The sequence below is a fragment of the Paenibacillus sp. PL91 genome, assembly GCF_012935325.2.
Classification (GTDB): domain Bacteria; phylum Bacillota; class Bacilli; order Paenibacillales; family Paenibacillaceae; genus Pristimantibacillus.
Map to the genome: position 1 here is coordinate 567,523 of NZ_JABBYG020000002.1, position 26,497 is coordinate 594,019.

The 26,497-nt window shown below is 46.8% G+C and carries 23 protein-coding genes, 2 tRNA genes and 1 riboswitch; of the genes, 4 read left to right on the forward strand and 21 right to left on the reverse strand.

The features are described from left to right. Positions 1 to 14: 14 nt before the first annotated feature. The 5 genes from HI950_RS08055 to HI950_RS08075 all read right to left on the reverse strand — a co-directional run bounded on the left by HI950_RS08055 (position 15) and on the right by HI950_RS08075 (position 3,975). A complete protein-coding gene (locus tag HI950_RS08055) occupies positions 15 to 287 on the reverse strand; it encodes a hypothetical protein (protein WP_169083334.1) in 273 nt (90 codons plus the stop codon). Beyond that, positions 284 to 595, reverse strand: a complete 312-nt coding sequence (locus HI950_RS08060; RefSeq protein ID WP_169083335.1) for a YlaH-like family protein — start codon at positions 593 to 595, stop codon at positions 284 to 286. Before HI950_RS08060 ends, HI950_RS08055 begins: the two co-directional genes overlap by 4 nt. A 177-nt stretch (positions 596 to 772) precedes the next feature. Next, on the reverse strand, positions 773 to 2,614 hold the full coding sequence (gene typA, locus HI950_RS08065; protein WP_169083336.1) for a translational GTPase TypA: 1,842 nt from the start codon (positions 2,612 to 2,614) through the stop codon (positions 773 to 775). 47 nt (positions 2,615 to 2,661) lie between these two features. Further along, the gene (locus HI950_RS08070; RefSeq protein ID WP_169083337.1) at positions 2,662 to 3,144 is read right to left on the reverse strand and encodes a hypothetical protein; all 483 of its coding nucleotides are present in this window, start codon (positions 3,142 to 3,144) and stop codon (positions 2,662 to 2,664) included. 168 nt (positions 3,145 to 3,312) lie between these two features. Further along, entirely contained in the window at positions 3,313 to 3,975 is a 663-nt protein-coding gene (locus HI950_RS08075) for a TerC family protein (RefSeq protein ID WP_169083338.1), read from the reverse strand. A 138-nt stretch (positions 3,976 to 4,113) separates the two neighbouring features. Between HI950_RS08075 and HI950_RS08080 the strand changes: the two genes are divergently transcribed. Then, the gene (locus HI950_RS08080) at positions 4,114 to 4,809 is read left to right on the forward strand and encodes a TerC family protein (protein WP_169083339.1); all 696 of its coding nucleotides are present in this window, start codon (positions 4,114 to 4,116) and stop codon (positions 4,807 to 4,809) included. 34 nt (positions 4,810 to 4,843) lie between these two features. Here the strand turns inward: HI950_RS08080 and thiI are convergent, their stop codons facing one another. From thiI to HI950_RS08140, 12 genes are all read right to left on the reverse strand, one after another. Then, the gene (thiI, locus tag HI950_RS08085; RefSeq protein WP_169083340.1) at positions 4,844 to 6,064 is read right to left on the reverse strand and encodes a tRNA uracil 4-sulfurtransferase ThiI; all 1,221 of its coding nucleotides are present in this window, start codon (positions 6,062 to 6,064) and stop codon (positions 4,844 to 4,846) included. A 2-nt stretch (positions 6,065 to 6,066) separates the two neighbouring features. Further along, positions 6,067 to 7,215: a cysteine desulfurase family protein gene (locus HI950_RS08090; protein WP_169083341.1), complete on the reverse strand. Its 1,149-nt coding sequence runs from the start codon at positions 7,213 to 7,215 to the stop codon at positions 6,067 to 6,069. 93 nt (positions 7,216 to 7,308) lie between these two features. Continuing rightward, complete coding sequence (locus HI950_RS08095; RefSeq protein WP_169083342.1) at positions 7,309 to 7,986, reverse strand: lytic transglycosylase domain-containing protein; 678 nt, start codon at positions 7,984 to 7,986, stop codon at positions 7,309 to 7,311. Positions 7,987 to 8,063: 77 nt separating this feature from the next. Continuing rightward, a complete protein-coding gene (locus HI950_RS08100; protein ID WP_169083343.1) occupies positions 8,064 to 8,804 on the reverse strand; it encodes an HAD family hydrolase in 741 nt (246 codons plus the stop codon). Positions 8,805 to 8,995: 191 nt separating this feature from the next. Beyond that, positions 8,996 to 9,598, reverse strand: coding sequence for a nitroreductase family protein (locus HI950_RS08105; RefSeq protein ID WP_169083344.1), 603 nt, complete (start codon positions 9,596 to 9,598; stop codon positions 8,996 to 8,998). A 198-nt stretch (positions 9,599 to 9,796) separates the two neighbouring features. Next, a complete protein-coding gene (locus tag HI950_RS08110; protein ID WP_169083345.1) occupies positions 9,797 to 10,543 on the reverse strand; it encodes a YwaF family protein in 747 nt (248 codons plus the stop codon). A gap of 58 nt (positions 10,544 to 10,601) precedes the next feature. Beyond that, a complete protein-coding gene (locus HI950_RS08115) occupies positions 10,602 to 11,300 on the reverse strand; it encodes a response regulator transcription factor (RefSeq protein ID WP_169083346.1) in 699 nt (232 codons plus the stop codon). Beyond that, positions 11,293 to 12,696 carry a sensor histidine kinase gene (locus HI950_RS08120; RefSeq protein WP_169083347.1) on the reverse strand — a complete coding sequence of 468 codons (1,404 nt, stop codon included), beginning with the start codon at positions 12,694 to 12,696 and terminating at the stop codon, positions 11,293 to 11,295. Before HI950_RS08120 ends, HI950_RS08115 begins: the two co-directional genes overlap by 8 nt. A 22-nt stretch (positions 12,697 to 12,718) precedes the next feature. Beyond that, positions 12,719 to 13,447: a DUF6081 family protein gene (locus tag HI950_RS08125; RefSeq protein WP_169083348.1), complete on the reverse strand. Its 729-nt coding sequence runs from the start codon at positions 13,445 to 13,447 to the stop codon at positions 12,719 to 12,721. A gap of 28 nt (positions 13,448 to 13,475) precedes the next feature. After that, a complete protein-coding gene (locus tag HI950_RS08130) occupies positions 13,476 to 14,387 on the reverse strand; it encodes a prenyltransferase (RefSeq protein WP_169083349.1) in 912 nt (303 codons plus the stop codon). Positions 14,388 to 14,744: 357 nt separating this feature from the next. Then, a complete protein-coding gene (locus tag HI950_RS08135; RefSeq protein WP_169083350.1) occupies positions 14,745 to 16,502 on the reverse strand; it encodes a methyl-accepting chemotaxis protein in 1,758 nt (585 codons plus the stop codon). An 88-nt stretch (positions 16,503 to 16,590) separates the two neighbouring features. Next, positions 16,591 to 16,675, reverse strand: a riboswitch (cyclic di-GMP riboswitch). 73 nt (positions 16,676 to 16,748) lie between these two features. Further along, the gene (locus tag HI950_RS08140) at positions 16,749 to 17,519 is read right to left on the reverse strand and encodes a DUF1836 domain-containing protein (protein WP_169083351.1); all 771 of its coding nucleotides are present in this window, start codon (positions 17,517 to 17,519) and stop codon (positions 16,749 to 16,751) included. 255 nt (positions 17,520 to 17,774) lie between these two features. Here HI950_RS08140 and HI950_RS08145 point away from each other — a divergent pair, with 255 nt between their 5' ends. After that, positions 17,775 to 19,094: a hemolysin family protein gene (locus HI950_RS08145; protein ID WP_169083352.1), complete on the forward strand. Its 1,320-nt coding sequence runs from the start codon at positions 17,775 to 17,777 to the stop codon at positions 19,092 to 19,094. 87 nt (positions 19,095 to 19,181) lie between these two features. On the opposite strand, the gene HI950_RS08150 is transcribed toward HI950_RS08145, so the two are convergent. Beyond that, complete coding sequence (locus HI950_RS08150) at positions 19,182 to 20,318, reverse strand: glycerate kinase (protein ID WP_169083353.1); 1,137 nt, start codon at positions 20,316 to 20,318, stop codon at positions 19,182 to 19,184. Positions 20,319 to 20,411: 93 nt separating this feature from the next. Here HI950_RS08150 and HI950_RS08155 point away from each other — a divergent pair. Together HI950_RS08155 and HI950_RS08160 are read left to right on the forward strand one after the other, a co-directional pair. Continuing rightward, positions 20,412 to 20,487, forward strand: a tRNA-Thr gene (locus tag HI950_RS08155). Positions 20,488 to 20,494: 7 nt separating this feature from the next. Then, positions 20,495 to 20,571 (forward strand) — tRNA-Pro (locus HI950_RS08160). Between the two features lie 67 nt (positions 20,572 to 20,638). On the opposite strand, the gene HI950_RS08165 is transcribed toward HI950_RS08160, so the two are convergent. The 3 genes from HI950_RS08165 to HI950_RS08175 all read right to left on the reverse strand — a co-directional run bounded on the left by HI950_RS08165 (position 20,639) and on the right by HI950_RS08175 (position 26,376). Continuing rightward, positions 20,639 to 22,018, reverse strand: coding sequence for a M48 family metallopeptidase (locus HI950_RS08165; protein ID WP_169083354.1), 1,380 nt, complete (start codon positions 22,016 to 22,018; stop codon positions 20,639 to 20,641). 484 nt (positions 22,019 to 22,502) lie between these two features. Beyond that, positions 22,503 to 25,265 (reverse strand): glycoside hydrolase family 2 protein, encoded by a 2,763-nt coding sequence (locus HI950_RS08170; protein WP_169083355.1) that lies wholly within the window; start codon positions 25,263 to 25,265, stop codon positions 22,503 to 22,505. Between the two features lie 346 nt (positions 25,266 to 25,611). Beyond that, complete coding sequence (locus tag HI950_RS08175; protein WP_169083356.1) at positions 25,612 to 26,376, reverse strand: SDR family oxidoreductase; 765 nt, start codon at positions 26,374 to 26,376, stop codon at positions 25,612 to 25,614. Between the last annotated feature and the right edge of the window lie 121 nt (positions 26,377 to 26,497).

The window sequence follows — 26,497 nt, forward strand, 5'->3', positions numbered from 1 at the left end:
TGCCACCTTCAAGTTCAGTTGTATTTTGGATTTGATTCAATGTCCGTCAATAGCTGCTCGCCAACCTCGCGAGGATAGAACTGCAGCTTGGAGCGGCCATCCTTCTCATATTTCACATGAATCATCGTATCGTCAATCTTCGTTATGACAAAGCTCGACAAGCCATGATCCTCTGTCAAAATTTGCTCAAAAAAAACAAGCGTGTCGAGAGCTGCTTGATCATCTTGCCTGGCACTTGCAACCAGCTTAATTTGCAGCCAGTTAAAAAGAGCGTCCTCTAGCTTCATTTGCCCGATTCCGCATTCTGAGGGGCATTATCTCCGGCCTTGCTGCCCTTCCACTTGTCATACAATTGACGCCCGCGAAGCATGAGCATCATAAGAACCGCTACTCCCATACATTGAATGATCGGCAGCTTATCCACCTGCAAAATCATCAAAACGAAGGAACCAAACGCAATCAATGCATAGACCAAAATCTCTTTCAACAACGGCAGCTTCTGCTGAGCACGAAACACTTTATTGAATATGTATATCGTAAAGCCGAGAATGATCAAATAAGAAATCAGCTTATGATCGCTTAACCAAGCCTGCATGCAGCATACCTCCTTCTCCATTGTAAACGGCCATCGCCGCATTATAGTTGCACAGCAATCGTTTCACTGTGAAATATAAGTGGGATTATAAGTTAAGAACTTATAATCCCACTTATATTTTAAAGAAAACGTAAGGCTTTGCGCGAGCAAAGCCTTACGTTAGTTGATGATCAGCTCTTAAACGCTAGCTTGTGCGTTTTTGCGGTTTTTGTCCGCGCGCTCGCGCTCGCTTTTGTTCAAAATTTTCTTGCGTAGACGAATCGTCTTCGGCGTAATTTCACAATACTCGTCATCGTTCAAGTACTCAAGCGCTTGCTCTAGCGAGAACAGGCGAGGGCTTTTCAATGTAACGGTATCGTCTTTACCAGCAGAACGAATGTTGTTCAATTGTTTTACTTTACAGATATTGACGATGATGTCATTCTCACGAGTATGCTCACCAACGATCATGCCTTCATATATTTCTGTACCTGGCTCAAGGAACTGAATACCGCGATCCTCTACGCCCATCATGCCGTAGAATGTCGATGTTCCGTTCTCACTTGCTACTAGAACGCCTTGGTGACGGCCGCCAACGCCAGCGCCAGCAAGTGGACCATAACTGTCGAAAGCATTGTTCATGATGCCGTAGCCGCGTGTCAAAGTCAAGAACTGTGTACGGTATCCAATCAAGCCGCGTGCTGGAATTCTAAATTCCAAACGAACTTGGCCGTTGCCATGGTTAATCATGTTAAGCATTTCTGCTTTGCGTGTTCCAAGGCTCTCCATAACAGCGCCCATGCTCTCTTCTGGCGTGTCAATTAGTAAACGCTCGTAAGGCTCTTTCTTCTGGCCATCAATTTCCTTGATGATAACTTCAGGCTTGGATACTTGAAGCTCGAAGCCTTCACGGCGCATGTTCTCGATTAGAATCCCTAAGTGAAGCTCTCCACGGCCGGAAACGATAAATGCATCCGGGCTGTCCGTTTCATCAACGCGAAGCGCTACATCTGTCTCAAGCTCTTTGTATAGACGCTCACGAAGCTTACGGGATGTAACCCATTTACCTTCGCGGCCTGCAAAAGGACTGTTATTGACAAGGAAAGTCATTTGAAGCGTAGGCTCGTCGATTTTTAGAACTGGCAAAGCTTCTGGCTTCTGCGGATCAGCAATCGTCTCACCGATGTTGATTTCACGGATACCTGCGATTGCGATGATATCGCCAGCGCCTGCTTCCTCGATCTCAACGCGCTTCAAGCCTACGAAACCGAACAGCTTCTCAATTCTTGCTTGTTTATTGCCGCCTTCACGAGTCATTACTGCAACGGTTTGACCTTGCTTGATAATGCCGCGGTTAACGCGACCTACCGCAATACGGCCAAGATACTCGTTGTAATCAAGCAACGTCACGAGGAATTGCAATGGTTGTTCTGTGTCCTCTGTTGGCGATGGAATGTTGCTGACGATTGTTTCATATAGAGCTTCCATGTTTTCATCTTGTTTCTCAGGATCAAGACTGGAAGTACCCATTAGCGCGGATGCATAAACAACAGGGAATTCAAGCTGCTCGTCATTTGCGCCTAGCTCGATAAATAGGTCAAGAACCTCATCTACAACCTCTTGAGGTCTAGCGTTCGGACGGTCAATCTTGTTCACGACAACGATTGGCGTCTGATTGGATTCAAGCGCTTTGCGCAAAACGAATTTCGTTTGCGGCATACAGCCTTCAAACGCATCAACGACCAAAAGCACGCCGTCAACCATTTTCATAATACGTTCAACCTCGCCGCCGAAATCAGCATGTCCAGGCGTATCCACGATGTTGATCAAATAATCTTTGTAGTTAATTGCTGTGTTCTTAGCCAAAATCGTAATACCGCGTTCGCGCTCAAGATCGTTAGAATCCATTGCGCGTTCCTGAACTGCTTCATGATCGCGAAACGTACCTGATTGTTGAAGCAGCTTGTCAACCAACGTTGTTTTACCGTGGTCAACGTGGGCAATAATAGCGATATTCCGTAAGTTCTCTCTTGCTTGCATAACTTGTAATCCACTCCAATTGTTTTTTATTTAAATCTTGTTTTTCCTTACCAACGTCTGCGCTTGCTTAGCATCATCCAAACACCCGCTGCAATTAGTGCAACAGCAATCGCATAAATCCCCCAGCTCCACAAAAGCACTAAAATAACGAACACGGCCGATGCGGCAGCAAGCGCAATCGATGCCGTGAGCACAACACGCGGTCTGGATGAACCGAACAAATAATATTCGTAAAGGCCTGCTGCTACGCCAAAAATAAACAGCGGCCACAAATATTTCAAGCTATCCCATCCAAAAAGGTTGCAAACGACAAACAGCAGGGCATATACGACGAGCATTCCGCCTGGTACAAGCACGACCGCAGGAACTAATCGCCCGAAGTAAAGAACATGCAGAAGCACTCCAGGAATCAACACGAGCAGCGGCCAGAAGATTGCGCCCAAAAAGCTGAATACACCTAACTTGCCCAACAAAATAAAGACCCCGGCTAACAGCAAAATAATTCCAGCGGAATATTTGTTATTAGGCATTTGCGCTTCCGCTCCTTACAACGCCAATCGCATATCTTGACGAAAGACGACAGTTTTTATCTATATTAGTTTAAAGGAACTGAGGCAAAAATACCAGTACATAGCGAGGGTATACGCAAAAAAAAACCGTTCCTCAATATTTTGAGTAAACGGAGCATGTCATAAACATTATAAAATAGGCTTTTTTTTGACAATTGCTAACGCAATGACAAGCGGCACACAAAGGAGCGGAATCGCTTCGGCAAGCGTTTTGGAGCCGTGAAAGAGCAATTTGTCGAGGCCGGGATCATGCATGAGCATTTCTCCAGCCGCATAGGCAAGCAAGGCAGCTCCAATATAAGATAAGGCAGGAAATCTTTGCAATAGGGATCCGAGCATCTGACTTCCCCAAATAATCATAGGAATGCTTAGCGCGATTCCGAGCAAAATAAGAATTGGATCGCCATCAGCGACAGCGGCAATGGCCAGCACATTATCAAGGCTCATAATGAAATCCGCTACTACGATCGTCCAGATCGCTTGACCGATCGTTTTCGCTTTCTTTACAGAATGCGGATCCTGTTGCCCCCCAGCCTCTGCGAGCAGCTTCACTGCGATATAGAACAGCAGCAGAGCTCCGATAGCTTGCAAATAAGGCACCTGCAGCAGCTTAATGGCTACCAACGTTAAAATGCAGCGCAGCCCTACTGCCGCGAGAGCTCCCCACCAAACGGCGCGCTTGCGCTGCTCTGGCGGGAGCTGGCCGCTCGCCATTGCGATAACAATTGCATTATCTCCGCTCAGCAATACATTAATTAAGACGATTTCGATAAATATAATGACGCTGTCCAAGCTGCATCCCCCCTCTTATCAGAGGTATGAACAAGCTATGAAGAATATGTCCAAAAAAAAAATGAATCCATCTTCACCAGCAAGCGTATTTATTGAAGACTCCAGGAATGCCTGTATATGGAAGGAGAGAGATTTCTTATGGAACTATTTTCAGTCGAGTTTTTCTCCGCCCTGCTGACCATCGTTTTCATCGACCTGATTTTGGCCGGAGACAACGCCATTGTTATAGGGCTCGCAGCACGAAACCTGCCTAAGGAGCAACAAAAGAAAGCTGTCATTTGGGGAACAGCCGGTGCAGTCGGTATTCGAATCATCGCAACCTTGCTTGTCGTTCAGCTCCTGAATGTTCCATGGCTAAATCTTGTTGGAGGCCTCTTGCTGATATGGATCGCATACAAGCTGCTCGTACAGGAGGATGCCCATGACGGCATTAAATCAGGCAACACGCTTTGGCAATCGATACGGACGATTATAATTGCCGATGCGGCAATGGGAATCGATAACGTTATCGCGGTTGCTGGCGCAGCACATGGCAATACGCTGCTTGTCATCCTTGGATTAATTATTAGCGTACCCGTCGTTGTATGGGGCAGCACGATCTTCATCAAATTGATCAATCGCTTCGAATGGATCGTTTACGTCGGTTCTGCGGTGCTTGCTTATACGGCTGCCAAGATGATAACGCATGAAAAATCATTCAAACCATTTTTCGAAAATCAGCTGATCTTCTGGGCATTCGTAGTCATTATCGTTGCTATTACGATCGTAGCTGGTTTATTGACCAATAAGCACAAGAAAAAACAAGCACAACAAGAAAGCAGTGAGTCCCATTAATGGGATTCGCTGCTTTCTTTGCATCATTTGAATGTTAAAACCAGCTATCCTCGCCTGCCGTTTGTACGGATGTTTGAAGCTCAGGCGTTAGATGCAGCAGTTCTGTTCCTTCTACGGCATCCGCCAGCAATTGCGAATAATTCGGGATGAGAGCCTCAAGCTTCTCAACGATTCTAAGATTCGGATTCGTGCTTGGCGATTTTGGCAAAAATAATGTACAGCAATCCTCGTAGGGCAAAATCGACGTCTCAAACGTTCCAATCCGCTCAGCCAAACGTATGATCTCATGCTTGTCCATCATGATAAGCGGCTTAAGCTGCGGCAGCTCCGTTGCGCGGCCAATGACGTTCATGCTCGGAAGCGTCTGGCTTGCTACCTGCCCCAAGCTCTCACCCGTAACGATGCCATTCGCCCCGCTTCGCTCAGCCAACTGCTCCGTTACCCGAAGCATAGCTCTTCTCATCAAAGTGATGATCAGATTATCGCTTTTGGCTTGAACCAAAGTCGTTTGGATTTCAGTAAAGGGCACCAGATGCAGCTTGATCGGCTCGCCGCTGAAGTAAGACAAGCGCTTTGCAAGCTCAATGACTTTATCTTTCGCCTGTTCGCTTGTAAACGGGTAGCTGTGGAAATGGACAGCTTCCACCTCCAGCCCTTTGCGCAGCGCCAGCCAGCCTGCTACAGGACTGTCTATGCCGCCAGAGAGCAGCAGCATCGCTTTGCCGTTCGAGGCGAACGGAAATCCGCCAGCACCGGGAATAACGTCGTAGAATACATACGTCGCTTCCTCTTGGATATCGACACGCAATTCAATATCAGGCTTGCTCACATTCACTTTAAGTCCCGGCATCGCTTGCAGCACATATCCGCCCACCAAATGATTCATCTCCTGCGAGTTATGAGGAAATGGCTTCCATGCACGCTTGGCGCTTACTTTAAAGGTTGCCGGCTTCTCTGGCAATGCCTGCATAAGAGCCAGTGCGGCAGCCCGAATTTTCTCAAGGTCCAGCTCCGTGCTGATAACTGGGCTTAACGATACGATGCCAAACAAATCCTTCAACCGATTCGCAACAGGCTCATACGCATGCCCGTTCAGCTTAACAAACAATCGCCCAAAAGATTTAAAATAAGTAATATGGTCATAAGGGAGCAAAGCTTGCTTCACTTGGTCAAGCATTCGCTTCTCGAATTTATTTCGGTTTCTTCCCTTCACCATTAAATCTCCGTAACGGAGCACGATTTGATCATATTGCAAGTTTAAGTCAATCTCCTCTCAAGCGGCTTCAATTGCTTGACGACATGACGCAGCGCCGCGCCCAAAGCATCAATATCCCGCTCCTCGTGTTCATCCCCAAAGCTGATTCGCACCCCGCTGGCAGCACGCTCTCGGCTTGCTCCAATTGCGAGCAGCACACGGCTCGGTTTGTCGTCCTTCGAGGAGCAGGCAGATTTGGTTGAAGCCATTATACCATGCTGCTCAAGCATATGAATGATGACCTCAGGCTTCATTCCCGGGTATGAAAAATGAAGGATATGCGAAGCGGAAGGCTCAGCGCCGTTCCGCTTTAGCTCCGGCAGCTCATCCATATGCTGAATGAGCTTATGCTTCAGCTGCTTCATTCGCCGCTCTCGCTGCTCCATGGCCCCAATGGATAAACGGAGCGCCTTGGCGGATGCAACGATGCCCGGAACATTTTGCGTGCCGGCGCGATAACCGAATTCCTGCGTGCCTCCAGTAAGCATAGGCTGCAGCGCAACACCCTCTCGGACATAGAGGAAGCCAACACCTTTAGGACCTCGCAGCTTATGGGCTGAGGCGCTAAGCAAGTCAATCCCCCAATCCTCGATTCGAACCGGCAGCTTGCCAATGCTTTGTACGGCATCGACATGGAACAAGGTTTTCGGATATCGCTTGAGCAGCCGTCCGATTTCTTCTATGGGCTGAATCGATCCGATTTCATTGTTGGTATGCATAACGCTAACCAAAATAGTCTCGTCAGTCAGCGCCTCTTCCAATTGTTCTAGACGAATATGTCCTGACTCACTAACAGGCAAATAAGTCACTCGGTATCCCTCTTGCTCCAGCTGCGCAAAAGACTCATACACAGAAGCGTGCTCAATCTGCGTCGTAATCAAATGCTTGCCTCGGCCAGCATATTGGCGCGCAGCGCCTTTTATCGCTAAATTGTTGGATTCGGTTCCGCCTGATGTAAATACCCAATTGCCTCTTGTCGTTCGCAGCTGCTCTGCAAGGAGAGCGCGCGAGCGTTCAATTAATTTATCAGCATCAGTGCCGGCGCGGTGAAGGGATGAAGGGTTTGCAAATTGCGACTTCATGACCTCCATCATCGTCTGCACGACTTCATCATAAGGCGGCGTTGAAGCGCAATGATCAAAGTATAGCATCGTACTACTGTCTCCTTTCCAAAAAAGAAAAAGATCAGCGATCGCTCCCGCCTGTTTGGCAGAAAACCAAATCGTGATCTTATTGCTGCCGATTTACTTGGCTTGAAGCACCTTCGCAACATAGCGCTGCGTCTCTTCAGGCAGCGCCTCGAGATTTTCTATAAGCTGCTCGTTCGTTCGTATGCCTGTCCGATCAACGCGGCCAGGACCCGCATTGTAGGCTGCCAAGGCAACCTGCTCATTTCCGTTATACTTCTTCAGCAGCATTGATAAATATTTGGTTCCGCCCTCAATATTCTGTGCGGGATCAAATGAATCGGTGACGCCAAGCCCTCTTGCCGTTCCATCCATCAGCTGCATTAAGCCCTTTGCTCCGGCACCGGACTGCGCATCCGATCGGAAGCCGGATTCGGTCTTGATAACCGCTTGGATCAAGGCTGGATCTACGCCATACTTGGCGGATGCTTGCTCAATGAGCTCGTCATATTCGCTTGGCGAGCTGCTTGCTTCGCCTTGGCTGCTAAAGGAAACGTTCGGAAGACTGCTAAGCGTGGAAAGCTGAGCAAGCGCATCTGCAGGCAGTATGGGGGCAGAACGACCGCCTTTTTCAGCCGAGCTGTCAGACATATATTGTGATAATAACGTATCAAATAAGGAAGCAGAGCCATCGCCCGTCGTTGCTTGCAATGGATTGGATGCTGCTTGCAAATTCAAGCTTGGAGAAAGCTGCAGCTGCAATAATGTCTTGATAATACGAGGGTCAATACTCATGATTTCCTCCTAGCTGTACCTAATCGTGTATGCGTGCATGTTTACTTTATGTATATCGGTTTTTATTGTACATGTTTTTAGAGCAAACAGCCAGTGTCCCTATTTTTCAGCTGCGTAATCATTGGCAATACCTCATGAATGGATTGGCATTCCATATATTTTACGTCGATGTCCTCCGCATGAGGCTGCTGTTTCCTGGGGTTTAGCCATATAGGTAACCACCCGGCCCGGAAGGAAGGTGTAATATCATTATGCCATGCGTCCCCCACATACGCCATTTGATCAGGCAGATACGCTGTGCGCTGCTGAACATGATGAAATACGTGGGGGTCTGGCTTCGCGATGCCGATTCCGTCCGAAATGTATACGGCATGCTCATCAAACACGTTTAAAAGCCCAAGTGTTTTTATTTTATTCCATTGATGCAGAACGGGACCATTCGTAAGCAAACCAATATCGATGCCGCTATCCCTCAATTGCTCGAACAACTTAAGCACGCCAACTCTAAGCGTAAGACGATTTTGCTCAAGCTCGTAATTTTGTTGCAGCAGCAAAGCGTCTTCAGCCGATATTTCAATTGCCAGATCATGAAAGGCCGCGACAGCCCGCTCGACTCGCAGCTCCTCAAGCGTCATTTGACCGCTACTATGTTTCTCCCATAAGCGATCACTATGTCGCCTAATTCGTCTATATAAGTCTTCTATGGTTAAACGCTCATTGATATAATGAACCAAATTAGTGCTTTGAACCGCCAGTTGGAACGGTTGAAGCTGGTCATACAACGTATCGTCCAAGTCAAAATATACCGCTTTAATCAATTGTTTTCTCCTATCTCCACTAAGCGCGGCACTATATGTGTAAAAACCACCTCCATTATAGGCTTTGCAGCAGCATTTAACCAGCTTAATAGCAATGTCAGCACTGAATAATCCATAATGCAAAAAAAACAGCCGTCAGGACTGGAATCTCCTGTTCGACTGTTTTTGCGTATTAATCATTTTTCATGCTTTTACTTAAATACCTTCACGCGCTCATCGATCGGCTGGAATGTTTTCTCTCCAGGCTCCGCTGTCGGTTTGCCGAAAGGCATTTGTGCAATCAATTGCCAAGAATCAGGCAAAGACCATGTTGATTTAACCTCTTCGTCTATAAGCGGATTATAGTGCTGAAGCGAAGCGCCAAAGCCTTCTTTCTCAAGCGCAGTCCATACAACCAATTGATGCATGCCTGAGGATTGCTGGGACCAGATCGGGAAGTTTTGCGCGTATGACGGGTAATTTGCCATAAGGCCATCAACTACTTTTTTATCTTCGAAAAATAAGACCGTGCCGTATCCGCTTTTGAAGGAACTCATTTTTTGCTCCGTGGCCTCGAATTGATCGGCAGGAACGATCGCGCGAAGCGTATTCGTTGCAATATCCCAGAGCTTATTATGATTTTCGCCAAGCAAAACAGCTACTCGCGCGCTTTGTGAGTTAAAGGAAGACGGGGTGTGCTTTACTGCCTCATGCACCAATTCTACAATTTTTTCATCGGAGATTACTGCCTCGTTGCTAATGCCGTAATACGAGCGTCTTGCTTTGATTGCATCCAAAAATGCTTCTGATGTCATGATTTCTCCTACCTCTCAAATGTCTTGTGTCAGCCGATTTTTCGAATTAATCTAAACGTTATTATTAATTACTTTACAATAGTTACTTTATTAAATATCGTCCAAGTTGTCAAGCTAGACGATTTCATTATCTCCATCGCAAAAAGAATTATGTCCCGCTGCATGTCTGTTCCCCTATTTCCACAAAGCCCTCGTCTTTCATTCACCATTTTCATTATTTTCGAGACTCCTGTTCCTTCTATCGATATCTGTATTGCTTTTAAACCATCGGTCGAGAAGCCGTACGATGGCGTAAAGCATCGAGCAAATGGCGAAAACGATGACTTCCAGCTGCAGCAAATACCAAGGCCACGGCCCCAGCAAATCGAGCAAGGACGCTGTACCGGGCTTATGTGCCAAAAACATAAAGTTAGTCGTCCCCGTGACGGTATTCGTAATGGCTGCGGGTACTGCGAGCACATGGAGCCAAACAATGGCTTTCAGCACAGAACGAATGGTCGGACGATACCGCTCCACTGCCATAATAAACAAAGCAGCGCCAATGATTCCGATATGCGCAATAAAGAAATGAAAATAACGGAAATGTGGAAACGTTTCATCTAAATTAGGGGTCAAAAGCGCTTGAAGAGCTCCCATGCTTCCGAGAAAGAACACGACGTCATAAAGATTTTTTTTATTCGAAAATAACAATAGCGCACTAACCAGCACCATCAGGCTGCACAGCTGAAAGGGCAATGACCCAACGCCCCAACTATGATCCAGGAAGTAGGATAGCTGAAGGGAGGCTTCGCATACGATTAACAGACTCGCCAGCCCATAACGCACCTTTCGGTTCACCGCCGGCTTCCTCATAGGCTTGCGAAAAACGATAATACCGACAAATACGACAATCGCCGCGGCCAATCCGACAAAATGAGCGGCTGAAAACATCTCAAAAACCATCATTTAACCCTCCTTTCTCTTTCTATTATGTAAAAAATGGCACAAAAAAATAGTACCAACATTATCTGGTACTATCTTCGTCATTCTTCTTATGGAATAAGCCCATTTCCTTGGCTTTATTAGCCGCTTCACGTGAACCGGTCAAATTCAGCTTCTTTAGAATATGATTAACATGGTTTTTGACCGTACGGATCGATACAACCAGCTTATCGGCAATTTGCGGCTGCGTATAGCCTTGATCAATCAGGTCGAGCAGCTGCAGCTCCGATGGCGTAATCAGATCGCCCAGCTTCTTCACTTCGAATTCGCGCTCTAGCTGCTTCAATCTTCGGAATTCCTCGCGCATCCGATCTGCAACGGCTGCGTTGATCGGTGATTGGCTTCGGAAGGCTGACCTTACGGCATCAGGCAGGCTTTCAAAATCCGATTTGATCTGATAATCGATAGCTCCCGCTTGAAAGGAACGGAAGATGAGCTCCTTCTCCTCCATAGAGGTCAGCATAATGACTTTCGCCCCAGAAGATACGGCTGCCTCCTCGGCGAGCAGCACGCCCTCCGGCCTGCCATCCAGCATAATGTCCATCAATACAACATCCGCCGGTATCGATTGCTGCTTGCCTGCAAGGAATGCTTCCCTAACATCCTCCGCCCTGCTCGCTGTCCAAACGACGCTGATATCCGGCTCCTTGTTTAAATACGCAACAAGACCGCGAAGCCAATCGGCATCATCCTCAACGATCCATACCCGAATATTATCCATGAACCTCTCTCCTCTCGGCTTCTTTCACTGCTGCTCGTTCTGCTAGCACGCTTCGTTTAGGAAACGTCATATAGATGGATGTGCCTAAACCCGGCTTGCTTCGCAGCTCCAGCATACCCTTATGCTTGCGCATAACGTGGTACGCATAAGGCAGGCCTAGCCCAAAATTGGTGTCGCTTCCGCTTTTTGTCGTATAAAAAGGTTCCAGCACCTTTGTTAATTCGCTTTTGAACATGCCGGGACCCGTATCACGCACCTCGACTACGAGCTCCCGCTTCGTCTCGCTTAAATGGATGTGCAGCTCACCCTTATCCTTCATCGCCTCCAAAGCATTAGCAATGATATTGCCAAGTGCCTCGCCTACCTGCGCCGGATCAATGCGGCAGCTCCATCCTTCGATTAGCGAAGCATGAAGCTTGATATTGCCAAGAACGGGTTTGTATCCATTCATCGTTTGCTCGATTAGCGCTGCCAAATCCGTTGCTTCAACGCGCAGCACCAAATCCTCTGTTCGGCGATGAACGCGCTGGAGCATCTCTTGCATATGCCTGGAGGCGTGAAGCACCGTCTCAATATCAGCTAGCAGCTCTTTCTGATCTGTAGCGATCGCATAAGCCTTCATTTTCTCCGAAAATAGCCGCATTTTGCCCGCGTCGTTCTTAATGGCATGATTAAGGATAGCCGTACCCGACGTTACCGCTCTGAGCGTAGAATCATATCTCCGCCGATCGATGTTGACCCGCACGCCCATAAAGCCGTATGTGAATAAACCAATGACGAATACCGTTACGCCTAAACCTACAATCCACGTATTATAAACCCACATGCGCAGCATGCCAAAGCTTGGCAGCACATAATTCATCACCATGCAGAACATAACCGGGGGCAGCACGGCTGAACAGATGATCCAGTGCGTGCGCGAGAAGGATGCATGCAGCTGGCGCTTAAGCAGAATTTGTACCGCGCCATAAAGAATGTAAGGCACTGCCCACCAGGCTACTATTTTGAATGAAATGGGATACATTTCTGTGTAGAAGGGCGTAAATACAATACACAATAAGATGGGTAAAAGCAGTAAAAAGGGCAGAAGCTGCTGCAGCCGCTTAGACAGGCGAACAGGCCGATAAGCGACGGCGAACAGCGCGAAGGAATAAGGCAATCCATAATATGATGTTAATGAAGAGACCGCTTGCAAGCGGTAGAGAAGCTGCTGCGCTACCTCATTCATCCCCGATTCCGCTGCAGCAGGAAGCCATTGCAGATCCAGAACGGCAGCAAGCGCTCCCGCCCCTCCGCTAAATGCTACGGCGCCTAACCAATGATTAATGGAAGCTTGCCGATCTGAGAGCCATATAATGGCCGCAATACCCCACAATGCAACAAGAACGAATAACATAATGCAGCTCCTTCACAACAGCTTACTCATTTATTTCAATCGTAATGGGCGACCACTCTGCAATTACCGTCTGGCCATGCACCGACACGCTGCCCTCTGGCGTCAAATCCTTTTCCGTCATAATGCCAAGCGCAACTGTAAATTGATTGAACTTCACCGGTACGTTCTGCTCTCTCCGCACCTCACGTCCATTCACATAAAAAACGACGACATCAGCAGCACGGTTATACGTTATCTTATACGTATTAAACGCTCTTGCTTCAAAGTCCGTATCCTCCTTGAACACGCAAAAATAACGGGTTTTGTCCGTTTCAGGCACCTTTACTCCAGGAAAAGGAAGTACGGCGTATACGCTGGCGTATTTATCGTTGCCTGCAAAGAAATCTAGCGCACCGCCTGTAGAGAAATCAAGCAGGTTTAAAGAAACAAAACCGTCATATAAATCATCGGGTGCCGTGTTTTGGGACCTCGCGCGAATTTGAAGCTCAAAGCTGATTTCGCCTGCCTCAGGTACGGCAACCGGCTCGGCGGAATAATACATATGCTTAGCATTATCCAGAATTTGAATGTGATCATTCGATCGGCTGAGCGGCGCGCGAACATACAGCATTCCGTTGCGGACGATTACGACTGCATTCGGCTCGCGATACTGCCAGAAGGAGCCGTCCTGCAGCGGAAACCCGCCGATTTTCCACACCTCTCCTTCATTTAATATCGTATGAAAATCTCCTAATGTCCATTGTTTGCCCATCGTGATGACCTCTCTCTTTGTTGAATTATTAGACGAGTCCTTGGATAATTAAAGAAGCGATTAAGATAGCGCCGCAACGGACGGTTGCTTGCAGCGAAGCGCCCATTAGCGGCAAATACGCTGGTGATTCGTTATGTGAGCTAAGCCTTCCGTAAACGAGGTACAGCGGGATCGCCGTAGGCAGCGCAAGCAGTGCATAAATCGGCAAAGCGTCTGCCATTACGCCGATCACAAGCGTGAAATAAGCCAGTACAAGCAATACCCTTGAGAATAACAAAGCCCGTCTCTCGCCCCATACCACCACTAACGTCCGCTTGCCAGCCTGCCTATCAGCCTGCCAGTGCAAGAAATGATGATTGAACAAAATAAGCGTCGTTAAAAGCCCGATCGGGAGCGACAGCAGCAATGCCCGGTAATCAAGCTGCGACGTTTGCACAAAATAAGCACCCACAACAGGGAGCACGCCGAAGGAAAGTAAAATGGCCACTTCGCTGTATCCCTTCCCGCGGTAGCCAAACTGAATGGGCGGCGCCACGTAGAAATAGGCAATCAATGCCCCAAGAACGCCAAATACGAGCACAAGCCAGCCGCTTAACAGGCTGAGAATAACGCCGCATATCGCCGCGATGCCAAACAGCCCCCATGTGACGGCTGCAAAAGTGCGGATACTCCACGTCCCTTTGGTCAAATAACCAGAGTTCGTCGCAATCGCTCCTTCCGTCGATTGAGCAGCAGAATCGGTGCCATTATAATAATCCCACAGGTCGTTGATCATATTGGAGAACAAATGAGCCGTTCCCGCGCCCACTAGCGTTATGACAAATAATAAAGGATTGAATAAGCCATCCCAAACATAAGCCCCAAGCGCACCAAGCGCCACCGGGATAAGCATAACCGGAATGACCCTCACCCTTGCGGCTTTCATAAATTGTTTAAACATAATTGAGCACTGCCTCTCTGATGTCATAAAAGATGTTAGTTCAATTGAACCACTTCCATTTGCTTTCCGTCAACCGTATTCCGATTTAGCTGCGTCAATGTTGGAGCATCAGAAAGAATATTTATAATATCGTTGAAAACCTTGCTGGATGTGTCCCTATTGTAACATTTCACCTTTAAATCATTTAAAAGGGCTTAGATCAAGCAGCTTCAAATAACGGAAATGAGTATTCGAAACAGGCGAGCCTTGGTACGAGATTTTTTTTTTCGAAAGTAAAAAACCCAAAAGATTAACACTATTCCTAAAGTGTTTTTCTTTCGGGTTCTTCCAATTATTCAACTCACGAAATGAGCTTAATTACACAACAAATACAGAAGCCTTTTCCTTCAAATCCTGAGAAGAATGAGTTAGCTTCTCAGCAAGCGTGCGCAATTCATCGGAAATATCATTTTGCTTAACGGAGAGCTCGCTCATATGCTCCATTTTCCCATTAACGTCCGAGGAAGTAGTCAACAGCTTATCAACCGCCGTTACAATGTGGGTGATACCAGCCGTAATCTCGTTGATCGCCGTAGAGATTTCGCTCATTTGATCTGACAGCACACTGCTCTGCGATTCAAGCGCTTGGAACGTGCCGCTCGCCGTTTCCGATGCTTGGCGCGTTGAATGAATAACATTTGAGAAGCTTCCGATCGTTTTGCTGCTAAGCGCCACGTCGCTTTGAATGAGCGTTAATTCCTTTGTGATCTGCTTGGAAATTGTATCCGTCTGGCTGGACAGCTTCCGAATTTCCTCCGCGACAACTGCAAAGCCTCTTCCATGCTCACCCGCTCTTGCGGATTCAATCGACGCATTCAGAGAAAGCAGGTTAGTTTGCGTATTTAAATCCTGAATGCCATTCAAAAACTTAGACACATTGTTGTAACGGTCATTCATCGTCTCAAAAGCTTCTGTCAGCTTAGCGAATTGATCCACCGTTTCGTTCACCATCACGACAACTCCCGCCATTTGCTTCGAGCCGTTCTGGGAGGATTGCTTCATTTGGCGCATATCATTATTTATGTATTCGCTTGATGCTGCGATTTGCTGGGAGCTTGCAGAGATTTCCTCCGTTACTGCTGAAATAGAGGATGCGTCATCATATTGCGATAATAAGACCTCTCTTCCAAGATCGACCTGACCTTTCACATCCTCCGATGCCTTACGGTTGCTTCCGATCATCGTATCCATGTTGCGCGATACGTGAAGCACTGATTCACTTACCTGCAGCGTCGCTTTAATCGTTTCGCGCAAGTTATCGCCCATTTCAGCCAATGCTTGATCGATTTGTCCGAATTCATCCGTCCGCACAAGCTTTTCATGGATTGTAAAATCATTATTTGCATATGCGCGGATGCGCCTTGTAATTCCCAAAAGTCCTGTCTTGATCGATTGCGTAACGCCAAAGATCATAATAGCCGGAAGCACAGCAAGCAAAATAACGTTGATGAGCACGATAATGTTTGCGCTAGAAACATCATCATTTAAACGGCCTTGAGTTGAAGCGGTATCGGTGGTCAGCCTCTCATTCATGATATCGTTGGAGAAGCTTAAAATAACCGTGTAGACGCTAATCAAGCTGCCGATCCGAAGCGATCTTTCCTCCGCAGTCAGTCCGGAAACATCTGTATTTGTTTTCATCAAGTTGTCATAGGCAAGACGGATGACACCGACTTGATTGGCATATTTCGCACCGTTATCTGTAAGCGTCGGATATTTTTTATCCATTTCGATGAGCTGCTTCTCTAAATCATCAATTTTTGGAGGCAAAGATTCCAAGTCCTTTATGACAGCATCCAAGTCGCTATCGCCATTTTCAATGACATCGACTAGGAGCAGCATCCCGTTCAGCAATCGGTTCGAAATGTTTTGGTAATTGCGCTCGACCTTTGTCAATTCCTCTGTATCCTCAATTGAACGGGCCACGGAAAGGTTTTGAACATAAATAAAAATGCCTGATCCTAAATTAAAAATGGTAATGATTGCGGAAATAAGCAACAGTCTGCTTGTAATTTTTTTCGTATTCAACCTCTTTGTTAATTTCCCGGCTCTCTCCAGCCATTTCTTAAAAAACATTTGTTTCTCTCTCCTCTTTGTTCTGAAAAACACAAAAAAAAAGCTATCCAGCCTCAGGAGGCGGACAGCTTAAATAGCTATATATCCTTCTGACGGTCTGGCAGCCTTAGTGCATGCACCTTAGGCCCATAACTTTGCGTCCTTGCCTTTCAACAAGTTTGCCTTTTTCAGTTTCTAGTATATTGTAACTATGAAATGATAATTATAAGGCATTAATTGGAATCTGTATATCCCTTTTGAACTATTTTATTCCGGATTTAGAAATAAAGTCGCATTGCAATATCGCCTTGATAAAGAATGAAAATAGGACGTTTGTATTGAAATAACTGCGATTAGCAAAATATTCCTAATCGCTTCCCGCTGATTATCCGTTAAATTAGGCAATCTGCTTGCAAATTGATTCGCTGACGAACGTATAACATGCTCCGTCAACGAATCCTGATGGGGATGTTCCTTCAAATGACCGGAAATATCTAGCAATTGATCGTTATTTGCGTCCAGCTCCTCAAACATACTGGTGTAGGATGCATATAATTCAATAGGTCCAACTAAATCATCCGATTCATCCTCAGGCTTCTTAAATACGATCTCAAACAGCTTGCGAATCGATTCAAAATCGAGATTTGATTTTAAATCATCGATTATAAACAATAACGCCGCTTGGTTTAGAGAATATTTTTTGCCCGCTTTCGGACAATTAAAATAAGGCTTAAAATCTCGCTTTACCCAATTTTGCATGGAGGTAATCGACAGATTTGAATACTCGATCAGCTGGCCGAGAGCAGCAATTTCGTGAAGCGAAAAGCCTTTCAGCTCATTTCCCTTAATTAGCTTCTCTATGATCGGCGGCAGCAGCGTGGATAGAAATGCGGGCAGCCCCGTCCCCTTTTCCAAATCATATTGATGCGTCTTCGTCCATGCGGCCTGCAGCACCTGCAGCGGCTTCAGATTATACTTTCCATCTAAAGCAAGCAGCAGGCAAGCCATCTCTTTTCGAGTAAGCGTAAAGGACTCCATATCGCTTCCTCCTCGCGCTTTCGTCAAACATTTTGAATTTCAAGTTCATATGAACTCATCATATGCCGGAGAATGACACTTGTAAAGGCTCGAAAATCAATGAGAATAAGCTTTTCCACCTCGTAAAATCGCTCTAAAAGCGCATTTAAGGCTGTTACCGTTGCATATGGCGTTTGTCATAACCTGTAATCATTCGTTATAGTAGATCATAAGAATAAAAAAAATATAAATATAAAAGGGTAGTGAGAAACGAAAATGGGTATAGGATTCAATTTATTCATGATTGCTCTTCTTATTTTATTAACTGCTTTTTTCGTCGCAACGGAGTTCGCCATCATCAGACTTCGCTCCAGTCGGATCGATCAGTTAGTGCTTGAGGGCCGGAAGAACGCGCTTGCCGTTCAACGGGTTACGAGTAATCTGGATGCCTACTTGTCAGCCTGCCAATTAGGTATTACCATCACAGCACTCGGGCTTGGCTGGCTGGGAGAACCAACAGTTGAAAAAATGCTTTTACCCTTGTTTGAACGCTTTGCTTTAAATGATGACATCAGTCATATTCTATCCTTTTTGATTGCATTTATTTCGGTAACGTTCCTGCACGTTGTAGTCGGGGAGCTTGCACCAAAAACATGGGCGATTCAAAAAGCCGAGTTTATTAGTTTTTTAACAGCAAAACCGATTATTTTATTCCACAAAATCTTATATCCTTTCATTTGGCTGCTTAACGGCTCGGCTAACGCACTGGTTCGCCTGTTCGGTTTGAAGCCTGCCACGGAGCATGAAGAAGCGCATTCGGAAGAAGAAATTCAAATCATTCTTAATGAAAGCTACCAAAGCGGAAAGATTAACAATACAGAGTACGGATATGTGAGCCGCATCTTTGCCTTTGATGAATTGCTTGCCAAAGAAATTATGGTGCCGCGCACCGATATGATTTGCTTGTACACAAACAAATCGTTAGCCGATAACATGGAAATTATTCGTAAAGAACAATATACGCGTTTCCCGGTCGCGCTTGAAAGCAAGGACAACATCGTGGGCATGATTAATACGAAGCAGCTTTTCCTGGAATATGAAACCGATCGTGATTTAGATTTCAAGAAGCTCGTTCATCCGGTACTCAGCGTGTCCGAGGTTACGCCAGTTAAAATGCTGCTGAAACGGATGCAGCTGGAACGCGTTCATATCGCCATATTGGTCGATGAATACGGGGGCACTTCTGGCCTGATTACGATTGAAGATATTTTGGAAGAAATCGTTGGGGAAATTCGAGATGAGTTCGATGCCGACGAGCGCAAGGAAATCGAGCAGCTTGCAGATAATTGCTACCTGCTGGATGGTAAAGTATCACTCAGCGAGCTTAGCGATCTAACTGGAATGAACTTCGAGGAAGAGGATGTTGATACGGTTGGCGGCTGGTTATACAGCCAGGTTGCTGATCCGAAGCCAGGCAAGGAGCATTTCTTCGAAAATTATAAATTCATCATTCGCGAAACTAGCAAAAACCGTATTCGCAAGGTCGAAATGCTTATTCATCAAAATGAAGAGGCAGTCGAAGGCGAGACGGCATAATCTAATTGCACATCATGAACAATGAACAAGCAGCCCTTGCTAGACGCAAGGGCTGTTTTTTTGTATGAAGCTATCTGCACTCCATCCCTATCCTTTATTCGTTCTTAATAGGCTGAAAATATGGATCATTCTCTCGCGCATCCACTCATCCGTTCGGGCAATCGCCTCTTCAACAGAGCAGGGACCCGGCACGAGTGAGAAGCAGGCGCACAGGCCAAGCTTCGCCGTGTACGCCGCATTTGCTTCTACCGACCCGCATACTGCGATGACCGGGATGTGCTGCCGGGCTGCCGCCACACACACAGCCTCTACCACTTTGCCTGATCCGGTCTGCCCATCTAGCCTACCCTCGCCTGTTATAATCCAATCAGCATCACGGATATGCTCGTCAAATGAGATAGTATCCATAACAAGACGCGCGCCAGCTTGCATCGTAGCATCAAAAAAAGCCAACAAGGAAGCACCTGTTCCGCCAGCAGCGCCGCTGCCAGGAAGGCATGATACGTCAACGCCCGTATGCTTGCAAACCAAATCAGCATAATGAAGCAATGCATGGTCCAGCAGCTTTACTTCATCTTGTTTCGCTCCCTTCTGCGGTCCGTAAACGGCTGAAGCGCCATTTTCTCCGCATAAGGGGTTGCGCACATCGCTTGCTATAATAAATGTACTTTCCCGAATCCCGCTTTCAAATTCAGAGTCATCTATGTACACGAGCTTCGATAAATGGACTCCGCCTCGCTGCAGTTCGGCCCCGCCCTCATCCATCAGACTCATGCCGAGCGCTTGCAGCATACCGGCGCCGCCGTCATTGGTCGCACTTCCTCCCAGGCAAACGATAAATTGGCGATAGCCTGCTCGAATGGCATGCCGAATCAACTCGCCAGTGCCATAAGTTGAAGCAATAAGCGGCGCCTTCTCATCGCCTTGCAGCAATGCAAGACCCGATGCTTCCGCAAGCTCAATAACTGCCGTACGTCCGTCTCCAGTAATGCCATATCTGGCTTGAATGATCCGGCCTAAAGGGTCATGAACCGGTACGGTTATGAACTCGCCGCAAGTAGCCTGCACGATAATTTCCATTGTGCCTTCGCCGCCGTCTGCCATCGGAAGCTTTACGATATCGGCATCCGGATATACGATACGGATGCCCTCTTCCATCCGATTTGCGATTTGAACCGCGCTTCTGGAGCCTTTGAAGGAATCGGGAGCAAGTACAACCTTCATCGCAATCACCCTCTTCAAAAAAAATTAAAAAAACAGTTGCAATTAGTATAAGTTATGTGCAATAATACATCTTGTGTTTAACGAATTCGACGTGCCGTTGTAGCTCAACTGGTAGAGCAACTGACTTGTAATCAGTAGGTTGGGGGTTCAAGTCCTCTCGACGGCACCATTTTTTTCGGGACGTAGCTCAGCTTGGTAGAGCACCTGGTTTGGGACCAGGGGGTCGCATGTTCAAATCGTGTCGTCCCGACCATCAAGCAAATTCATAACGAATCGATATACATAGAATAAAGAAGCTTGAGCAATCAAGCTTCTTTTTTTTATATTTGATTACCTTGTTGAAGCATCAAAGCGATATCCTCAAAGCCATTCTCTAGCGCGTAATCCTCTGCCGTATATCCCATTTCATCCACCTTCATCGGATTGGCCCCGGCTTCCAGCAATAGTCTCGTCGCCTCTACGTCACCATTTGATGCAGCTGTCATTAATGGTGTCCAGCCTTCACTATCCTGCAAATCAGGGTTTGCGCCCTCTTCAAGCAGCAGCGCAACCATTTCCAGACTGCTATTGTATAAGGCAACGGTCAATGCTGTTTCTTCATAGCTCATCTCCGCCATATCCAGATCTGCTCCGGCATCTATTAATGCAGCGCCGATCGCTGTTTCATTCAATTGAGAAGCCCACATCAGCGCTGTCCAGCCCTCTTCGTCTGTTGCGTTTGGATCAACCCCAGCAGCCAGCAAAGACTGTACACGCTGAAGATCTGACTCTGAGGCCGCTCCAAGCAGCTCCTCATCCGTAGGCGTATCAGCAACAGCCGAGCTTATAAAGGTATCAATCGATTTTGAGAATGTGACCCCAATGCCAATCGATCCAGCCAACACCAGTACTGCGATTACAGCGATAATTGCGCCAAAACGCGTTGACTTAAACACAATTTCAGTTGGAATGCCGGCAAACTGCTGGATTGCATGTATCCGCTTCGGCAAGGGCGGATGCGTCGAAAGCTTCTCAGCAAGCCAAACAAAAAAACCTTTTTCATAACTGCTTTGCATCAAATATTGTTCACGGTCGACTCTCTTGTAAAGCGTTTTGCCAATGGCAAGAATCGTTAGACCGTTCATCGCGGATTCTGCATCATCGGTGAAATGGGCTGCCATGCGATCGCATGTATATTCGCAAGCGCGGGAGTACGCTTCACCGATAAACGGAAACCACAATGCGGGAATAATCAGCAGCTGCTTCGTTAAATGATTGCGTTTGATGTGAGCCAGCTCATGTGAAATGATAAACGCAAGCTCCTTCTCGCCCCCAGTCTGAAGGATTTCGCACAAGTCCGAATAAAGGACAACCATATTTCGCCCAAAGAAACGCGAGGCGAAAGCATTTAATACGCCGCTTGATTCCATGATGTATATGTCCGGAACGGTTGCAAAGCCCATTTTAGCACACTGCTCCTGCGCGATTTCAAATACCTCTGGAAATTGCCTTGGCGTAATTCGTACCCCATTTGTCCGAATGGTTGCCAGCATGATCGCCTGAGCGAAAAGCGGCAAAAGAATAAGAATAGGAATGATGGCAATAAAAATAATCGTAACAAATAGTGCCAGATAAACCGCAATACTAAAAATAAGCGCCAATACATAATAGCGTTTCTCTTTCTTATGTATGAGCGACTGAGCCTGGTCATAGGGAATCAATCAACAGCATCTCCTTCATCATTAACTTTGTCCATATTATACACGCTTTTCCAAGTTTATTAAATTACGAAAAACACATACAAAAAAACTCCTTGGCCGGTCAAGGAGCCTCATGTACAGTCGATTCAAAACGATTGATCATTCATCAGCGGCTTGCTATGTATCTGATTCATCCCATTTTTTGGAATAAGCCTTCTTTGTGATCCATAACGTCAGCCAAGTGAGCAACACGACGATAATGCCTGCAAAAATCCAAACGCCAGCAGGAACTCCCATCTATATGTACCCCCCTTCATTTTCTCCCTTTCATTTATATCATAAATCCGTTTTATTTTCATGTTAACCGTTGAATTGAGGAAATCATATCTTTTTGCCATAAAAAAAAAGCATGCTGCCTTCGCAGGACGAAAAACTTTTTTTCGAGCATAACAGAAAAGAGAGACAGCTTGCCGAAGCTGTCTCTCCTTTAACTGCAAAATTTGAATTAACCTTTATTATGAACGATAATGTCGATCGGATAACGTCCTGCATTGCGTCCGTATAGCGCCAATCCGCCATGCTCAGCTGCGAGTTGAAGCTTAAAGCAGCGACTTGCGTTTAGCTTTGCAGTCAGCGTGCTCGGCAAAACAACTTTACATAGATAGCCATATGAGCCTGCTTCCTCCAGCTTGTTCGCAGCTGCTTGATAATGCCAGGACAATACACCGCGGCTGTCAGCAGGGTTATCCGTGAGCAAAATCGACTCGATAAGCTCACCATCAATCAGCACGTTCAGCATCGATTCATGGCGATCCGTATCTGTCATGTAATAAGTGTTCATATTGAACTCTGGGTCAGCTAAAGCGCCATGCATGAAGGAGATGTCCGGCTTCTTCCATACACTTTTCTCTAAATTGCGCTTCAACAGCCGCTTCGAGCTTGCTTCAAAGAAAAGCTCAATGTCATAAATAACGGGTTGCTCCGATTCAGAAGGAAGCTGAATATCGTAAGTAAAATAACCCGAATCACCGCCATTTGCCTTCTGATCCCCAATCGCCTGCCAGCTGTAAGGCCATTCGCTTTCCGAGTAGCTCGCGACCGGAACGCTAACGATTTGCCCATCAGCTTCATATTTCCCATTTGCCTCGCTGCTGCGAACATCAAAGGTTACAAAGTTTCGCGTAATCGTTGTGCCCTGTTCGGTCAACAGACGAACCGCAAGCACAGCAACTGCGTCCTGCTTAGGCATCTGCGAGTGCAGAGAAGCAAGCGGACTAACGCCGTATCCATCCCATTCGATGGCTTCATTGCCTGAATCCAATACGACGCGCGAGCCTAAATTATCGTACCACAGCTCCCAAGCAAGCTGAAGCGATTGACCATGGTACCGATCCGCAAAGCTCGAACGGAGAAGCTCTATATTCACAAAAGCGCCTGCATCCACCGTCTGACACGGCGGAGCATCAATGACGATAAAGTCAGGCGAATGCAAATCAGCCACGCTCATGCCGGGCACAAACCATTCGTATCCAAAATGCTTATCCGTGCCGTCCAAACGGTAATAGCCGTTAAATTCATTAACGACATCGCGGAATTCGGTAAACACGAAGCCGCACATTTTATCATGACGACGGAATTCATTCATCATATAACGGTAGTGCCATGCTAGATCACTGTCGCCTGCGCCGCCTTCGATTCCCCAAACATTGCCGCACTCGCTGTTCATTAAAGGAGCATCGGTTTGCGTGTTGCCGCCTATATAGTTAAAGGCAGAGCCTACGTGGGTCTTCTCCACCACTTCCGTCACATGGCTGCGAAGCTCGTTATACCCATTAATATAGAAATGCCATGTGTTGATATCGGATTCCACGTGATCGTAATTGCATGGCGAATTGTCTTCCACAATGCGGGTTGGATCTGCCTGTTTAGCCCAGCGGTACATGGCGCGTACCCACTCCTGCGTTTGCGTCAAGTAGTTATTCGGCTGCGCAGTATCTGTCGTAAGTGACGCTGACTCGCTATTCGTCTTCAAGCCCCATGTCTCATTAAACATCACCCATGAGAATATGGACGGATGATTGTAATCCCTATCAAGGATCTCGCGCGCTTCGCTCTCATAAGAGCTCCTTGCTTGTTCGTCCGGGTCCCCCCAGAAGCAAGGCATGTCTTCCATGACGAGGATGCCCAGCTTATCAGCCCAATACAGCTTTCGCGGCTCCTCAGGCTTAATATGAATGCGGACGAAGTTTAAGCCTAACCGCTTCATGAGGAAAATTTCTTCCTGCATCTCTTGATCAGAAGGATAAGTGAAATAGCCAGTTGGATGGAACGATTGATCCAGCGTTCCGTTTAAGTAGACGGGCTTGCCGTTTAACGTGATCCAGCGATAGCTTCGATCGCCAACGATCGCCGTTCCGATCTCGCGCACGCCAAAATAGGTGCTGATCGCATCCGTCTGTCCCTCGCTAGTCAAGCTCACTTCGCCTTCATATAAATATGGATTTTCCGGGCTCCATAGCTCTGGGTCGGAAATAACGAACATCGTATGGATGGAGTTGCTGCCTTCCGTCAGTTCCGCTTCGATCTCATGCGACACCGCGCCTTGCGCAAATGAGAAGGAAAGCTGCGCCTTTCCTGCGCTATGAGCCATTACGGTTGTAATCACATCAACTGTTCCATCTATTTTCGTAGTAAACTTGGAATCACGAACATAGCTCTGCGGACGGCCTTCCAGCCATACCGGCTGCCAAATGCCGCGAATTTCACCATAGCCCTGCTTCCCGCGAGCTTGATAATTATGATCAAAATCTTCGACACGAACCGTAATCGAGTTGCACTTATCCAAGGACCATACTTCTGTTACGTCAAATTCAAATTGGCCATAGCCGCCCGAATGTGAACCGATCGAGTTGCCGTTTACCCAAATATCAGCTTTATAATCTACAGCGCCGAAGCGAAGAAATATTTTTGAATTTTCAGTTGCAGGCGCCCATTCCATCTCCCTATAATACCAAGCGATCCCTTTATCATCGCTTCCAATGCCAGACAATGGGCTTGACCATGAGAAAGGAACCGTAATTTGTGATTGAAAGTGCTGCCCCTTCGACTTATGCCAGTCCGCTTGAAGTCCTGCATTCTCGTGGTCAAACTCGAAAGACCAAATTCCGTTTAAATTCATCCATTCTGCACGCTGCCAATCGGGACGCGGATATTCGGAACGGGGAATGCTGACCTGCTCAGCTTTTACGGTATTCAAAGCCATTTTCATCACACAACCTCTCTTCTTCTCGTTTCAGCATTTTTCATTCATTGAATTAATATATAAGTTAATCATAAATCCAAAAAACAACTATTTCGTAACAAGAATACGCCTTCATCATCTTAATTGTCAATAAATACTTTAATAAAAGGATATATTCTTCATTATTCATAACTTAAAAGTTAATTTATTTATCTCCTTCTTCGATCAACCCGCTGTCGCACCGCGACAAGCTTCTTCTTTTTATGCCGTTAGACCCGTTAAGCTAACCTTATCTAAAGGATCGGCAAGTTTTTATGACGATTAAACATAAAAACAGCCCATCCTTTTTGCCTGGAAGGGCTGTTGATTGAACTTATAAATGTGATCCGCCCGTGGCATCGACCATCTGGCCGGTAATCCAACGGCCGTCCGATGACGAGAGAAAAGCTACGATGTCCGCGATATCCGATGGTTCGCCGACCCTGCCAAGGGCAGACATTTCGCCCGCATGTCGTTGGCCTTCCGGCGTATGCAGCCATTCCGCATTTACGTCCGTATCCACTATGCCAGGGAGCACGGCATTAACTGTAATCCTGCGATGCCCTAATAGTTTCGCAAGATGCAGAGTAAACGTATTTATGGCACCTTTCGTCAAGTTGTACGCCATAATATGGGGATACGCAATTCTCGTAACGCCTGAGGAGATGTTGATAATTCGCCCACCGTCACGCAGCAGCAGCAAGGTCTGCTGGACGAGGAAAAACGGCGCTTTTACATTTACTGCAAATACCGCGTCGAAATCCTCCTCCGTAGTATCCTCCAATGTTTTGGAAGTTCCTATACCGGCATTATTAACGAGAATATCGATCTGCTTCTGGCCGGTTTGGCGAAGGAGCGTTTCCTCCATCGTTTGGACCAAATCCGTTACCCCGGCAACGGTTTCGAGATTTGCTCCTATAGCCAGAGCCTGTCCTCCCTGTGCTTCAATGGCCCGGACGACTTCTTCTCCAGCAGCACGGCGGCATCCATAGTGTACGACAATTAGAGCGCCCTCTTGCGCCAGTCGCAGCGCAATTCCTTTTCCGATACCGCGGCTTCCGCCTGTGACCAATGCAATTTTACCTTCCAATCGTTTCATAGATCTCACTCCCTTATGATGTGTAAGGCTACTGTACACCTTCCCGTAAAGGGGAGAGTCAAGAGAGGGAGATGAAAATATTTTTCAGAGTAAAACTGAACTCCGGAAGGAGGAACGGAGA